Source organism: Desulfoferrobacter suflitae, from assembly GCF_022603395.1.
Lineage (GTDB): Bacteria > Desulfobacterota > Syntrophobacteria > Syntrophobacterales > Syntrophobacteraceae > Desulfoferrobacter > Desulfoferrobacter suflitae.
This window is the reverse complement of the sequence record NZ_JAIBKA010000010.1, coordinates 129,702-144,222: the sequence shown is the minus strand read 5'-3', so window position 1 is coordinate 144,222 and position 14,521 is coordinate 129,702. Positions and strand designations below refer to the sequence as shown.

Annotated in this window: 13 protein-coding genes; 5 read left to right on the top strand and 8 right to left on the bottom strand. The window is 55.5% G+C overall.

All coding sequences use genetic code 11. From position 1 onward, the window contains the following. Nucleotides 1–44 precede the first annotated feature (44 nt). The 4 genes from K1V27_RS17285 to K1V27_RS17270 form a co-directional block, all read right to left on the bottom strand. Nucleotides 45–638 carry a hypothetical protein gene (locus K1V27_RS17285; RefSeq protein ID WP_258931303.1) on the bottom strand — a complete coding sequence of 198 codons (594 nt, stop codon included), beginning with the start codon at nucleotides 636–638 and terminating at the stop codon, nucleotides 45–47. Between the two features lie 168 nt (nucleotides 639–806). Next, complete coding sequence (locus K1V27_RS17280) at nucleotides 807–1,226, bottom strand: hypothetical protein (protein ID WP_258931302.1); 420 nt, start codon at nucleotides 1,224–1,226, stop codon at nucleotides 807–809. 80 nt (nucleotides 1,227–1,306) lie between these two features. Continuing rightward, entirely contained in the window at nucleotides 1,307–2,593 is a 1,287-nt protein-coding gene (locus K1V27_RS17275; RefSeq protein WP_258931301.1) for a radical SAM family protein, read from the bottom strand. Beyond that, a complete protein-coding gene (locus K1V27_RS17270; protein WP_258931300.1) occupies nucleotides 2,586–3,437 on the bottom strand; it encodes a polysaccharide deacetylase family protein in 852 nt (283 codons plus the stop codon). Before K1V27_RS17270 ends, K1V27_RS17275 begins: the two co-directional genes overlap by 8 nt. A 248-nt stretch (nucleotides 3,438–3,685) precedes the next feature. On the opposite strand from K1V27_RS17270, the gene K1V27_RS17265 reads away from it, so the two are divergent. The 5 genes from K1V27_RS17265 (at nucleotide 3,686) to typA (ending at nucleotide 8,897) form a co-directional block, all read left to right on the top strand. Further along, nucleotides 3,686–4,900 carry a THUMP domain-containing class I SAM-dependent RNA methyltransferase gene (locus K1V27_RS17265; RefSeq protein WP_258931299.1) on the top strand — a complete coding sequence of 405 codons (1,215 nt, stop codon included), beginning with the start codon at nucleotides 3,686–3,688 and terminating at the stop codon, nucleotides 4,898–4,900. A gap of 143 nt (nucleotides 4,901–5,043) precedes the next feature. After that, nucleotides 5,044–5,688, top strand: a complete 645-nt coding sequence (locus K1V27_RS17260; protein WP_258931298.1) for a zinc-ribbon domain-containing protein — start codon at nucleotides 5,044–5,046, stop codon at nucleotides 5,686–5,688. A gap of 20 nt (nucleotides 5,689–5,708) precedes the next feature. Continuing rightward, nucleotides 5,709–6,005 (top strand): hypothetical protein, encoded by a 297-nt coding sequence (locus K1V27_RS17255; protein WP_258931297.1) that lies wholly within the window; start codon nucleotides 5,709–5,711, stop codon nucleotides 6,003–6,005. Nucleotides 6,006–6,175: 170 nt separating this feature from the next. Further along, nucleotides 6,176–6,694, top strand: coding sequence for a cob(I)yrinic acid a,c-diamide adenosyltransferase (locus K1V27_RS17250; protein WP_258931295.1), 519 nt, complete (start codon nucleotides 6,176–6,178; stop codon nucleotides 6,692–6,694). A 325-nt stretch (nucleotides 6,695–7,019) separates the two neighbouring features. After that, nucleotides 7,020–8,897 carry a translational GTPase TypA gene (gene typA, locus K1V27_RS17245; RefSeq protein ID WP_258931293.1) on the top strand — a complete coding sequence of 626 codons (1,878 nt, stop codon included), beginning with the start codon at nucleotides 7,020–7,022 and terminating at the stop codon, nucleotides 8,895–8,897. Here the strand turns inward: typA and murB are convergent. From murB to K1V27_RS17225, 4 genes are all read right to left on the bottom strand, one after another. After that, a complete protein-coding gene (murB, locus tag K1V27_RS17240) occupies nucleotides 8,871–9,893 on the bottom strand; it encodes a UDP-N-acetylmuramate dehydrogenase (RefSeq protein WP_258931292.1) in 1,023 nt (340 codons plus the stop codon). The genes typA and murB overlap by 27 nt on opposite strands. Nucleotides 9,894–9,910: 17 nt before the next feature. Beyond that, on the bottom strand, nucleotides 9,911–10,786 hold the full coding sequence (locus tag K1V27_RS17235) for a carbon-nitrogen hydrolase (RefSeq protein WP_258931356.1): 876 nt from the start codon (nucleotides 10,784–10,786) through the stop codon (nucleotides 9,911–9,913). Nucleotides 10,787–10,800: 14 nt separating this feature from the next. Beyond that, complete coding sequence (locus tag K1V27_RS17230; RefSeq protein ID WP_258931291.1) at nucleotides 10,801–11,838, bottom strand: agmatine deiminase family protein; 1,038 nt, start codon at nucleotides 11,836–11,838, stop codon at nucleotides 10,801–10,803. 104 nt (nucleotides 11,839–11,942) lie between these two features. Next, nucleotides 11,943–14,438: a plasma-membrane proton-efflux P-type ATPase gene (locus K1V27_RS17225; RefSeq protein WP_258931290.1), complete on the bottom strand. Its 2,496-nt coding sequence runs from the start codon at nucleotides 14,436–14,438 to the stop codon at nucleotides 11,943–11,945. Between the last annotated feature and the right edge of the window lie 83 nt (nucleotides 14,439–14,521).

Sequence of the window (14,521 nt, the reverse complement as noted above, 5' to 3'; positions counted from 1 at the left end):
CGCGGGCAAAAGATTGAGAGGTTGGAACGGCCATGGTGATCATGTCAGGCGGACTCCCCTTCCTCGACCAGTGATTCCGATGACACGGGTTTCAATTCCCGCTGTTTGATTTCCAGACGCTTCCAGTGACCCTTGTCATTGATCACCCGCTCCATTTCCCGACGTACTTCGCCCTGGCTGATGAGCTCCGACAGCAGAATTCTCTTGTAGCTGATGTGCCTGAGCTCATTTTCCAGAAATTCATCCCTTTCCTGCTTAAGCTTTAAATTCTGCAGGAACAGTTTTTCTTCCAGGGTTTCGTTTTCAATCAGAAGCGATATGAACATATCGCTGAGCTTGCTCTTGCGCAATCCCATCATGCCGATTCCGGCCGCCTTTCTGCGGTACTGCGCAAGCCTTCCCTCCAGGAAGTCGATGCGGCGTTGCAATTCAAGCTTTTCCTCTTCGAGCTTTTGCTTTTCATGATCCCAAAACTGTTTGAGTGCTCGTTCAATGCTCAGCATTTCTGCCCGATCATGGGCGCTTTGTGCGTGGTATTTGCGAGAGCTCCTGCGATGCCCGAGATAAAAGCCGGCCGCAAAAATAAAAACGATGGCAGAGCTACCGGCAAAGATCTGATAAATAAGTTCTGAATTCATTCGTCGGTGGACTCCTTCCGCGATACTCCTGTTGGCTGCCGCATTGACCCGGTCTGGCTAGTCCAGCCGCCAAGGCTCGAACGCCTCAGCTCATTTTTACAAAACATACGAAGGCTACTTTGAAAAGGTGAAAAATTCAACTATTGTCAGCTGGTTTTCTGATGCAACCTAAAAGAATTTCTCGTAATACAGCGAACTGCCAAAGGTCAGTGCGGTACCGATGGTCAAATAGATGACGCTCAAGATAACCCGCGGTATTGGCGAATGGCGCAGAACAAAGCCCAAAAGCATCATGACGAGAATGAGCGCATAGCTCCGCCAGGCCTGAAATGCAAACAGGCACACTCGGCTGGGTAGCCGCAGGATGCGCTCGACATTCTTTCGGGCCATGGGTGCAAAAGCAAAACGGTAGATGCATGTGCCGAGCAGGAGACCGGCAACGGATGCCAGCAGGCTCACCGGCCAGATAATCTCCGACAGCCAATGGGCCGCCATGGTGCAGAGCATGATGCCCATAACAGACCACGACAGTCCCGACAAAAGGCATAGCCAGTGGCGTTGTACCGAGGGGGTAAGTCTTTGCAGCATCGTTTCCACTTCGATGTCACGCCATAAGACGTGAGTTGAGTTGTAAGCATCGGGCGGATCGGCCACCCGCCGGACCGTAATCAGTGCTCGGCGGAATTCAACGGCGGGTTGAAATAGCCCAGCCGGACACGAGGGAATTCAGTTCGCAATTTTTCAATCAGTCTGCTGATGCCGATTGGCTTTCCGTGAGGTCGGAAGTCAAGACTGCTGAGATACCACTCCGGATCAATGTTTAAATTCCGCAGCTGAATGAGGTCGATGCCGGTTGCGTCGATGAGCCGGCGCAGCGAGTTCCATTCCTCCAGATCGTCGGTGAACCCCGGCAGCACGAAATAGTTGAGCGAAACGAACCCTGCTGATGCCTTCATTATCCTGACGGACTGCATCACGTCGTCGAAAGTATAACCCCTGGGCCGATAGTAGGCTCCATAAAATTGAGGCTGACAGCTGTTCAGGCTCACCCGCATGCTGTCCAGGCCGGCTCTGCGCAGCTTCTCGACCGCCCTGGGCAGGCTGGCATTAGTGTTCAGGTTTATGGTACCGCGTCGAGTGGTCTCCCTCATTAAAACGATTGCCTGCTGCAGTGTCTTGGCCTGCAGCAGCGGCTCCCCCTCGCAACCCTGGCCGAAGCTGACCAGCGCCCCGGGAGCATTCTGCAGATGAGGGCCGGCAATGGCCACTATCTCTTCCGCGGTTGGTACGAAGGTGATACGGTCCTGGGTGGCACACAGTCCGGGGTGGTCCTGGCGGCTGATGCACCCCAGGCAGCGGGCGTTACAATCGGGTGAAGTCGGCAGTGGAGCTTCCCAGCGATCCAAAAAAAGGTTTCTGGCGGCAGGGCAGCCGTAGGTGAGGGCGCATTTGCCAAGATGTTGCATCAGCCTGTTGGTGGATTGCTGCGCCATGCGCCTGCGGGCGTTTTTATCAATTCTCGCCAAATCAAAGTGACGGAAGTCTTGACGTTCATCAGGGTCTACCCGACGAGCCGCTACCACAAAACGATCCCTTTGCCAGCCCACTGCCGTATAAGCAAACAATGGAAGGAGTTTTGCTCCAGGCAATTTTTGATAGGCAGCGCAATAGGTCTGTGTGTGGGCGGGAGCTGCAAAAGCGGCTACCGCCTGCACCGGTTTGGCCGATTCGTAAGGGTCGTGCGAGAGGACTCTGAAGGTCTTGCTTCTGGAATGGTAGCCGACCGGGAGACGCTCCGGCAGAAGGAAGAGCTCGCTGCCTTCCGGCAACGGTATCCAGTCCCGTGGACTGACACGATGCCATCTACCGGCGCTGCTCCCTGCCATTTCGAGTTCGGGAAAATCAAAGATGTTCCCCTTGGCATCGGCGTAAACCAGGACTGGCCTGCTACTCATTTCCCCTGTCCAGGAGTTCTTGCAAGCCAAGAACGGTGATATGTTCGGCCCCGTTCAGCAACTGCAGCAGGGCATCAAGGAACTGATAGGCAAAAGTGGTCATCCTCTGATGATGGATCATAATTCCGACAGGCTCTTTGCGACCCAGCAAGGTGGTCAACTGGGCGAGCAGTTCGTCAAAATCTTTCGCCGCGTCCTTTGATTTTCTGGTATGGAGGTCCAGCGGCACCTTCAAGTTGTTTAAGCCCAAAGGATTCTTGTGACCTTTGGGAAAGGGTTTGGACAGGGATACGGCTCTGAAATCCAGTTGCTGAAGTATCTTGAGAGTGCATCCCGAAAGCCGATTCCAGGGGGGTGTGAAAACCGGCAGGAAGTGCTCTCCAAAGATGCTGACCATTTTTTGCCGCCCTTGCCAGATGTCGCGCCACTGCTTTTCGAAGGGGCGATGGTCGCCAAACTCGGATTTCTTGCCGGAACGCTGCCAGTTGACATGGCGCCAGCCATGCTGATGCCAGCCCCAGAGCGGTTCTTCCACAGGAGCACTGGCAAACAGCTGCTGTTCGCGGATGGTGCTCAGCCATGCCGGCACGACGCTCATGCCCAGCGGGACAGCATGGCGGCGAAACATGTGACACAGTGCTTCGAAGGCGCGCCCCCCGGCGCCGATGTCGTCGGCACGAAAGAAAACCTCGGCCGTGTGACTGGCCGAGGTCTGCTCGATAATTTGTGTAAGCCGTTCGCGCCAACCGTGCAGTGGTGAACGCCAGACGGCTGCATAGTGTCGTGGGCGATAGTGTTCCGGTAGTTTCAAATCCTGCGGTGTTGGACTGCTGTCATGTTTCAAAACATACTACTCCCTTCCGAATTGTATGGGGAATGGTAAGTCTATTTGTCTGAATGCACCGTAGCAGGAGTCGGGAGAGCACAAAAGCTAAACGTAGCTGAGCCCCAGCGCGATGAAACATATTAGAACCGACCAAAGTTATTCGTCAAGCAACGATTTGTGGAAAAGCATAACGCCTTGATAAGCGTGCTAAAAAAGTTTTTCACAAACAAACCACGAGACGAGGCGACTGAAGAAGGGGAGGACGGATGAAAGAGTGTGCGGTTAAAACCAACAAGGCTCTTGGAAGACAGCTCAAACGCCATGTGCTGGCCGTCGAACATCGCATGGCGGCAATCACTGCACCGGAATTTATCCCGCTCTGCGAGCAGGAGCTGAGAGGGATCGGCTTGCTCGAGCTTGCCCCAACCGAGGCGGGAATAGAGTTTTCGGCGAAATTGACCGCAGGCTATCTGTGCAACCTCCGGCTGCGAACCGCCGGCCGCATTGTGATGCGCCTTGCCCGTTTTCGCTGTGGCGCCGTCGAACAGTTGTTTCATAAAGTGAGCACCTTTCGTTGGGAATTGTGGCTGCACTCAGGGCTTCGCTTGCACATCGATGTTTATGTCAGACGTTCGCGCATGCAGCATGAAGGCCTGATCGAAAAAACCGTTCTGCAGGGAATACAGAGGCGTTTTGAAGAGTTGCGTTTAGTGCCGCCGGCCCTGTGCCAAGCGCTCCATGCGCAAGAGGATTGCGCGTCCGACGCGGTGCAACGACTCCTGGTCCGAGTGGTGGACAATGCCTGTGAAATCAGCCTGGACAGCAGCGGCGCTCATCTCCACCAGCGCGGTTATCGCCGGGTGCACACCGGCGCGCCGCTGCGGGAAACTCTGGCGGCTGCCATCCTCATGAAGGCCGGGTGGCATGGAGATCGTCCTCTCGTAGACGGGATGTGCGGGTCGGGGACAGTTCCGATTGAAGCATCTTTGCTGGCAAGACGACTGCCGCCGGGCTCCGGACGGGCTTTTCTCTTCGAGCAATGGCCGTCTTATCAGGCTAAAACCTGGCGTTATCTATTGCGTCAGGCTAACGATCATGCTTTGGCAAAGGCGCCTGTGCCCATCATCGCCATCGATGAAAATCCCGAGGCGATCGCTGCCTCTCGGCAAAATGCTGATCATGCAAGGGTCGGGAAAGACATCGTGTGGCATCAGCGCGATTTCTTTTCCATCCGGCCGCAGGAACTGAATGTCGAACCCGGGCTGCTTTTCTTGAATCCGCCTTATGGAAAGCGATTACCGCAAGAGGACGATTTCTACGAACGTTTGGGTGCACACCTGCGGCGCTTTTATCCCGGCTGGCAGGCGGCCGTCATGGCTCCCGACAGACCGCGGGCGCTGCGCCTGAAATTGGCCAGGGCACGCTACTGGCACATCAAACATGGCGGCCTTCCCATAGTTGTGGTATTTACCCGCTTGTGACGGCATCCTGCAGCTGCTCGTGCGGCTGTGAATTCTTTCGGCGGCAGCTTTTTGCATTGTCAAATGGGGTTGTCCACCTGTATTGTACAAAATGGATCGATCAATGAGCCTATGCTGCCCCGTGTCGGATTGTGGAGTCCACAGTGAAATTCAGTTGCCCTGGATGCCGTGCGGTTTTCACCATCGCCGATGAGAAGATTCCGCAGAGCAAAGAACTGAGAATCGCCTGCCCGAAGTGCGGCAATGCGATTGAATTGAACGTGCAGGATCAGTCCTCGGAGCATGCCACCGGCACCGGTTTGCAGCAAGCAGATTCATTTGAGGCGGATGACCTGGGGGAAGATATTCCTCCTCTGGAAATTGTGGAAGAGGGACTCAAGAGCGCCCTCACCTGCATATCCCGGGAGACCATCTCCAGGCGGATCGCGCAAGCCCTGCACGCAATGGATTTCCATGTATCCGAGGTGGCAAAGCCACAGGCCGCCATCAACAGACTGCGCCACAACCCCTATGATTTGGTCGTGATTGATGAGGCCTCGCGGGAAAATGATCTCCTGGAGCAAGTCAACCTGTTGCCGATGCACGTGAGGAGGAGATTCTTCCTCTGTTTGCTCAGCCGGACCATGCCCACTTTGGATCAACTGCAGGCATTCAGGATGGGCGTCAACATGATTCTCAACATCCAGGATTTACATAAGGCAAAAACTGTGGTGAATCGCGCCATCCAGGTGTACGAGCATAACTATCGAATATTTGAAGAAGAACTTGCCCAAAAAGGACAATTATAATACATGCAGGGGTTGAGCTGATGATCTTAAGACGCTCACGTCATAAGCACGACAACAGGCATCTTCGCAAGCGCATCGAGAGTTGTGTCACCATTGTGCTGGAGCTGAACAAGTCCCTCGGCGAGGGCAAGATCAAGCCGGAAATCGTCCAGCATTTCGAGCGACTGAAGGAATCCCTTCGCTACGTCAAGGATGATCAGGTGGACGAAGAGGATATCCATCGCATTGAGCAGGCAACTAACGAACTTCTGGCGGAAATTCGCGTTGCCTACGAAGGGAAGCCCATTGACACACTGTTCAAAGGTCTGACCCACTGAATGGGATGCCGGGAACCTGGATCGATACATATCTGTGCCCACTTTTTCCGGCTGGTAAACTCGTTTTGAGATTGTGAACCATTTTTTCTGATGGGTCGCCCTTGATCTTCATGCAAGAATGGTCTACAAGGCGGGTCCTGAACGAAATACGATATGGAAGGAGTCGAGGGGTGGGAGCGTTTACATTTTCCAAGAGGGGGGATCAGGGAGAGACCAGTCTGCTGACGGGTGAGCGAGTTTCCAAGGCGAGCTTGCGGCCTCAAGCCTACGGAACCCTGGACGAAGCGAGCTCAGCACTGGGACTCAGTAAAGTCTTCACCCAAAATGAGAACATCCGGCAGATGATCAGCGCCGTGCAGGAGGATCTGGTCATGGTCGGTGCGGAGCTCTCCTGTGAGGGCTCAGTGGATGAAAAGTGTATGGTCGGGCCGGATAAGATTGGCAGACTCGAGCAGTGGATTCAAGAACTGCAGCAGGATGTTCCTCTGCCACGCTGCTTTGTCTATCCCGGCGGCAATCCCTGCAGCGCCTCGGCGGATCTGGCACGGACCATCATACGCAGAGCGGAGCGCAATGTCGTGGCTTTGCAGGAAGCCGATGGCCATGTTCGTCCCGAACTGCAGGCGTATCTTAACCGGCTGGCGGATTTGCTGTTCACTTTGGCCAGGTACGCAGAAAAAAAGGCCTAACCCCCGCCATCATTTCTCCTGCGTTTTTCTCGTTAAAAGCCCTCAAGCCATAGATTCTCAGTGCAGCCCCACACGATGAAGTGGCCAAATTCCGCAGGTTGGGTTGAGTGCGGCGAAACCCAACCTACTACGCCATTGCAAGTCCGCTGCATCTCGGACACTCTATTCTGCACTTGGGTTCACCCGCAGATTGCGCACCCGCTTACAGTCCCCGCGGCAGTTCGACAGCGGTGCAAAATGAGCGGTGATTGACCTGCTCGCAATAAAAGGTTCATATTGCGGCGCACCATTATTGATCCGTGAAATAAGGAAGGAACCGGTACCAGTGGCAAACATCGTGGAAAATAGAGGCTTAAGAAATATCGCGATCATCGCACATGTGGATCATGGCAAAACCACGCTGGTGGATGCCATGTTCAAGCAAAGCGGGTTGTTCAGAGCGGGTAAGGAAGTCGATGAAAGACTCATGGACAGCATGGACCTCGAACGGGAACGGGGGATCACCATTGCGGCCAAGAACTGTTCGGTGGTTTGGGAAGAGACCAAAATCAACATCATCGATACCCCCGGGCACGCCGATTTTGGCGGTGAGGTGGAACGCGCCCTGGCGATGGCAGACGGTGCCTTACTGTTGGTCGATGCATCCGAGGGGCCCCTGCCGCAAACACGGTTTGTCTTGAAAAAGGCCCTCGATGCGGGGCTGAAGATCATTGTCGTGATCAACAAGATCGATCGCAAGGACGCGCGGCCGCACGAGGTATTGGACGAGATCTACGACTTGTTTATCGATCTCGACGCAAACGATGAACAGCTCGAATTTCCCATTGTCTATGCGGTGGGAAGAGAAGGCATTGCGCAGGGGGCTCTGGAAGATCAGGGCAGCAATCTGGGCCTGCTGTTTGACGCCATCCTGCAGGAAATTCCGCCGCCTGCCTATGATCCTCTGGAACCCTTCCAGATGTTGGTTGCGGACCTGGGGTACTCGGACTATCTCGGTCGCCTGGCCATCGGAAAGGTCATCAACGGAACCGTGCAGTGCAACGACAGCCTGGTGTGTATGACCGAACAGAACGGGCAGATCCCCTTAAAAATTTCCAGACTGCAGGTTTACCAGGGAATGAGCTTCGCGGAGGTGGAGCGGGCCGAACCGGGAGACATCATTGTTCTGTCGGGTATCGAAGAAGTCAAGATCGGCGACACCATCTGCACCAAGGATTCCCCCAAACCGCTGAGGCGCATCCGGGTGGACGAGCCGACGGTTTCCATGAGCTTCACCATCAATTCTTCGCCCTTTGCAGGAAAAGACGGACGGTTTGTGCAGTCCAGCAAAATCCGTGAACGGTTGCTCAAGGAAACCCTGCGCAATGTGGCCATTCGTGTGGAAGAAGCAGAAGACAAGGAACATTTCATCGTCAAGGGGCGTGGCGAGTTTCAGATGGCCATTCTCATCGAAACCATGCGACGCGAGGGTTTTGAGCTGTGTGTCGGAAGGCCGGAAGTGATTTGTAAATTCTCCAACGGCACGCGCATGGAGCCCATTGAACACCTGTTTGTTGACTGTCACGAGAGCTTCTTGGGGATAGTGACGGAAAAATTGTCCGTTCGCCGCGGCAAGATGCTCAATCTGGTCAACAAGGGGACCGGACGGATTCGCATCGAATTCACGATTCCGTCACGCGGCTTGATCGGATACCGCGACGAGTTTTTGACGGACACCAAGGGAACCGGCATTCTCAATTCCTATTTTGTTGGCTACGAGGATTACCGCGGCGATTTTCCCACCCGTTTTACCGGTTCCATCGTTTCCGATCGGCAGGGTCATGCCGTTGCCTATGCTCTTTTTAATCTTGAGCCCAGGGGGCAGCTTTTCATCGTTCCCGGAGATCTCGTCTATGAAGGCATGATCGTGGGAGAGCACAATCGCGATACAGACATCAATGTCAATCCGTGCAAGGAAAAGAAGCTCACCAACATGCGCGCGGCAGGGAAGGATGAGAATATCATCATCACGCCGGTGGTTCCCATGACCCTGGAACGTGCCATACATTTCATCCGCGCCGATGAAATGGTCGAGGTCACGCCCAGGTCGCTGCGTCTGCGCAAAAGTATCCTGTCCGCACAGGAAAGGCATAATCAGAGAGCTTCCAGGAAACGGGAAGAAAACGGCCAGGCCGCATCAAATGACCAGCGGCTCCGGCTCTAAACTGACGCCAAAGCGGTCTGCGACGGTGTTACGAATGCGCTCGGCAAGGGCCCAGACTTGTGCCCCGTCGGCGCCTCCATAGTTGACCAAAACCAATGCATGGGTATCCGCGACGCCGGCATCGCCTTCGCGCATTCCCTTGAAACCGCACGCTTCAATCAGCCATGCAGCCGAGAGTTTGCACGCCCTGTGGTCGTGCGCATGGTATGGCACATCGGGATGCGCGCGCTGCAGCAGCTTGAGATGCTCGATCGGTATCACGGGATTCTTGAAAAAGCTGCCCGCATTGCCGATCACCGTTGGGTCCGGCAGTTTGCCCCGACGCAGGCACTCGATGGCGCGGCCAAGATCTGTGGGCGTCGGTCGGTTGATTCCCATCACGTCCAGTTGCCGGCGCACACCGGAGTAGGCCAGTTGCATGGGCCTTTGCCGGTGCAGGAGGAATTCGACCGCGGTAACAATGTAGCGCTGCGGCCGCCGTTTGAATAGGGAGTCGCGATAGGCGAACTCGCATGCCGCATTGCTCAGTCGGGTAAAGCGCTGCTCGATGATATCGAACGCCTCCACTGCCTGCACAAATTCCCGTACCTCCGCACCGTAGGCGCCGATATTTTGAATGGGCGCGGCCCCGACGGTGCCGGGAATCAGGATAAGGTTTTCGAGGCCGCTAAACCCATGGGCCAGAGTCCAGCGCACGAAGCCGTCCCAGTTCTCTCCGGCGGCCGACCGTACTGTCGCTTGCTGCCCATCGTCCGCGAGAATTTCGATGCCGCGAGTGGCCAGGTGGATGACCAGCCCTTCAAAATCCCGTGTGAACAAAATATTGCTGCCGTCGCCCAGCAGGAGCAAAGGCCTCTCTCCGGCTGCCGTTTCGGCGAGCAACGGCGGCAGCGCGGAACTCTTCCAAACATCCGCCAGCCATGCCGCGCGAGCCGGCACGCGAAAAGTGGTGCGCTGATCGAGACGCGCGTTTCTGATGAGGGTGAACCGTTCCAATGGCTTGTCAACCTGGCTCAATCAATGAACCGGCGGGCCAGCTGGTGGTACTGATCGATGCGTCGGTCGCGAAAAAACGGCCAGATCCTGCGCACCTTCTCGATACGTTCCAGATGAACCGTCACCACTCGTTGCACTTCCTCATCGGCGCTCGCCTGGTAAATGATCTCGCCCTGCGGGCCTGCCACGAAGCTGTTTCCCCAAAACTGAATGCCTGCGGTTTGCCCCGAGGGATCCGCTTCATGCCCCGTGCGGTTCACGGCCACGACGGGAAGCCCATTGGCGATGGCATGACCCCTTTGCGAAACCACCCAGGCATCCAGCTGCAGCTGCCTGGGCCTGTCCTTTTCCGGCACTTCCCAGCCGATTGCCGTAGGATAAATGAGGATTTGCGCACCTTTGAGGGCCATCAGGCGGGCGGCTTCGGGAAACCATTGGTCCCAGCAGACGAGCACTCCCAGTTTCCCCACCGAAGTGTCGATCGGCTGGAAGCCCAGATCGCCCGGCGTGAAATAAAATTTTTCATAGTAGTTGGGATCATCGGGAATGTGCATTTTGCGGTACTTGCCCGCTATTTGACCGTTCTTTTCAATAACGACGGCGGTGTTGTGATAAATCCCGGCGGTTCGCCTTTCAAAAAGCGACGTGACCAGGACAATCCCCGAATCTTTGGCGAGCTGAGAGAACCTCTCGGTGGACGGGCCGGGAATCGGTTCTGCCAGATCGAAATTGGCGGCGTCCTCCGTCTGGCAAAAATAGAGGGTGTTGTGCAGCTCCTGCAATATCACAAGCTGCGCCCCCGCGGCGGCACACTGCCGGATGTTCCGGCGCAGCTTCAGCCAGTTTGCTTCGGCATTGGAGCTGTTGGCCTGTTGTACCAGGCCGATCCGCATCGCGCCATGTACCATCAGATCACTCCTTCGGGATATTGCATGGCCATGCAGTGCAGGGATCCATGCTGTTTTATGAGGGCCCGGCTGTCGATGCCGATGATGTTCCTTTCCCTGAACCACGGCTGCAATATCTGCACTGCTAAATCATCTTTCGGCGAACCGTAAAAGGGGACCAGAACCGCTCCGTTGATGATGAGAAAATTCGCATAAGTCGCCGGAAGACGCCGGCCCTGATCGTCAAGAACGGCATCGGCCATGGGTAGCGGTATCAGTTGGTAAGGATCGCCGGCGCGTGTTTTGAACTGCAGGAGCTCCTGTTCCATGTGTTTCAAGGCGGCGTAGTGTTCGTCTGCGGGATCGTTGCAGGCGACATAGGCAATGGCGTCGACGGAACAGAACCGCGCCAGGGTGTCCACGTGACCGTCGGTGTCGTCTCCCGCCAGTTGGCCGTTTTCCAGCCACAGTACCCTTTGGGCGTGGAGGTGCCCAATTAAAGCCTCTTCGATGTCGGCTCGGGTGTATCCCCCGTTTCTGTTGGGTGACAAAAGACACGAAGTTGTGGTCAGAATGGTGCCCTGGCCGTCCGATTCGATACTGCCGCCTTCCAGAACGAAATTGAGGTGGTTGCGGTATTGCGCTGCGTCGCTGAGGATGCGGGACGAGTAGATCTTCGCCGTGATTTGATTATCGTAATTGGCCGGGTACTTGAGTCCCCAGCCGTTGAACTTGAAATCCAGCAGAACCGGCTTCCCCCCGCAGAGTAGGGTAATGGGACCATAGTCGCGGGCCCAGGTGTCATTGATGGGCGCTTCAACGAACAGCATATTCTCCCGGCTGAGGCCGGCGAGCTTGATCTGTCGCTGCGCTGTTGCCGGGTTTCGGCAGACAATGATCAAAGTTTGCCTTTGGGTGATTTCTCGAGCCACTTCATGGTAGCACGCCAGCACCTCATCCAGATCATTGCCCCAGTCGGTTTGCTCATCGGGCCAGCTGATCTGGACGGCACTTTGGCGATGCCATTCAGCGGGCCAAAAACAGTCGGAATGATTCATCGCAGATTTGCCTTGCTTCCCTTGCCGGCTTGTTGCGTCTCCGCGCACTCCGCCATCTGTGCACCGAACGATTGCCTCCCCAGATAAGCTCTGACGGCGCGTGATCAGAAAACATGGGAACGCAGCGAGCGATTGACGACCTCGAGAAAGCGTCGCTTGTGCCTTGCCCGGTTCTCAACGAGCCGGTAGACGCCAAGCTTGACCATATCCTGAAAGAGCATCCAAACCAGATTGTACACCCACACGATGCCGATTAGACGCCACGGTAGTTTGGGTACCAGCCATCCGAACCCGCACATCAATACGGCGAAGATCTGCGTGCCGACAATGGCACAAAACAAAGACCAGGAGGGGTGGGGCGACCGCCAGAACGCCTTCTTCGTGCGCGTGACAAAGAGCATCAAATGACCGCCGGCTACCAACTGCAGAAAGAGCATGGCTTGAACGTGAGGCGTATCGAGACCCATCCAGAGTTTTCCAATCAGCAGCAGACCGAAAGTTTCCAGCACCGCCAACAAGCCAAGAACCGAGGACACGGTCAGGACTCGATGCATATCCCAGCGCACTGGCTTGGGATTGAGATAGGTATTGTCGTAGGCAATGGTCATGATGGGAATGTCGTCGAGCAGCGCCAAGATGATGATCATAACGGCGGTCAGAGGATAAAAGTTGAACGCCAGCATGGCCAAAACCACAAAAAACATGATGTCTATGGTCATGGCAATGCGATAGATAGTGTAGCTCATCATCCGCTCGAAAATGCGGCGCGCCTCTTCGACAGCCTTGATGATGACCGACAGCCCGGCTTGCGTGAGAACCAATGCGGCGGCCGACTGAGCGGCATTGGTTGCACCCGACACAGCAATGCCGACCTCCGCCTGCTTCAAAGCCGGCGCGTCATTTACTCCATCGCCGGTCATGGCCACCAAGTGACCGCGATCCTGCAGGGTCTTGACGATGTGGTATTTGTGTTCGGGAAAAACCTGGGCAAAGCCGTCCGCCGCTTCAATTATGCCGGCCGCGTCCCTGCTCAGGGTTTCGGACTCGTTGCCAGCAAAAAGTTTGGCGGCAGGCTGGATGTTAGCGCCCATTCCCAGTTGCCTGGCAATTTCCTTGGCAATGGCCGCATTGTCACCCGTTATCATTTTGACTTGAATGCCGTATGCTTGAGCTTTGGCGATGGTTTCGCCGGAATCTTCGCGTGGCGGATCGTAGAGCGGCAGAATACCCAAAAATTCCCAGGAATCTTCATCCGGGCTGCGGGCGACCCCAATTGTGCGGTACCCTTTGGCTGCGAGGGCATTGACCGCCTCTTCAGCTTTTGCGCTGCTTTCCTGATCCAGGCGACACATCTCCATGATCACTTGAGGAGCCCCTTTGGCTACTTTAAAAGTTTCATCTCCTTTCTTGATCGTCGCTTCAGTACGTTTGTTGATGGGGTCGAAGGGCACAAAATCAACCTGCAGGCAGGAATTCAGCCGAGACGAATCCGCAAGCCCTTGCAAAACCGCTAGGTCAATGGCATCTCGGTTTTCTTCTTTGGAAGCCAAAGCAGCTGCCAGTATCAGTTCCTGACCGTCTTTGGCCGCAAAGGTGACGGGATGACCCAGGGTGAGTTTGTTCTGGGTCAAAGTCCCCGTCTTATCAGAGCAGAGAATGTCGATTCCCGCCATTTCCTCTATCGATTGCAGACGGGACACAATGGCTTTCATACGCGATAGGGCCAATGCACCCAGCGCCATGGTGACCGAGAGCACTGCCGGCATGGCGACGGGAATGGAAGCCACGACCAGGATGAGCACAAATTGCACAAGCTCGAGGGCGGGAACGCCGCGCAGCAGTTGAACTACGACCAGTACGATACTCAGACCCAGCGCAATGAAAATGAGGAAATCCCCCACCCGCATTACAGCCTTCTGGAAGTGGGATACCGCACCCGCGCTTTCGACCAGTTTGGCGGTTTGGGCAAAATAGGTGTTGCCGCCGGTGGCCGTTACCAGACCTTCCATTTCGCCCTGCTTGATGATCGAACCGGAATAGGCAATCTCTCCCGGCTCTTTGCTCACGGGCAGAGATTCCCCCGTCAGAGCGGACTCGTCAATGCTCACATAATCGCCGTTAAACAGTTTCAAATCGGCGGGAACGATGTCGCCGGCGCGCAAGCGAATCACGTCGCCCGGTACCAGTTCGCGTGCTTGAACTTCCTCCCACTTGTTGTCGCGCCTGACCCGCGCCAGCAAAGCCAACTGATCTTTTAGCGCGTCCAGGGCGTTATCCGCTTCATGTTCTTCCCAGAAGCCGATCACGGCGTTAAAACCAAGCAAAGAACAGATGATGGTGAAATCAACCCAGTCCTTCACCAGCGCCGATAAAATCGCTGCGACCTCGATCATCCAGGGGATAGGTCCCCAAAAATAGGAAAGAAATTTGAGCAGGGGATGAGTTTTGTGCTCCTCCAGGGCATTCGGGCCGTATCGTTCAAGCCGGCTTACTGCTTCGGAACCACTCAAGCCGTCGGTGCTGCTCTGCAATTCCCCAAAAAGCTCCTGCAATGACTTGCCTCTGGCCTCCTCCACTTGGACCAAGGGTGCATTTTCCATTTGAGAGCTCCGCAATTCTTCATCTTGACATCGGCAATCGGTGGCGGCCGGCAACCCCATAATGAAGGACCGGCCATTCGCTG

Bases quoted from the DNA above. Each gene is read 5' to 3' on its own strand.
- K1V27_RS17285 (WP_258931303.1), bottom strand. From the start codon at position 638: ATGAATTCAGAACTTATTTATCAGATCTTTGCCGGTAGCTCTGCCATC.
- K1V27_RS17280 (WP_258931302.1), bottom strand. From the start codon at position 1,226: ATGCTGCAAAGACTTACCCCCTCGGTACAACGCCACTGGCTATGCCTT.
- K1V27_RS17275 (WP_258931301.1), bottom strand. From the start codon at position 2,593: ATGAGTAGCAGGCCAGTCCTGGTTTACGCCGATGCCAAGGGGAACATC.
- K1V27_RS17265 (WP_258931299.1), top strand. From the start codon at position 3,686: ATGAAAGAGTGTGCGGTTAAAACCAACAAGGCTCTTGGAAGACAGCTC.
- K1V27_RS17255 (WP_258931297.1), top strand. From the start codon at position 5,709: ATGATCTTAAGACGCTCACGTCATAAGCACGACAACAGGCATCTTCGC.
- K1V27_RS17235 (WP_258931356.1), bottom strand. From the start codon at position 10,786: ATGCGGATCGGCCTGGTACAACAGGCCAACAGCTCCAATGCCGAAGCA.
- K1V27_RS17230 (WP_258931291.1), bottom strand. From the start codon at position 11,838: ATGAATCATTCCGACTGTTTTTGGCCCGCTGAATGGCATCGCCAAAGT.
- K1V27_RS17225 (WP_258931290.1), bottom strand. From the start codon at position 14,438: ATGGAAAATGCACCCTTGGTCCAAGTGGAGGAGGCCAGAGGCAAGTCA.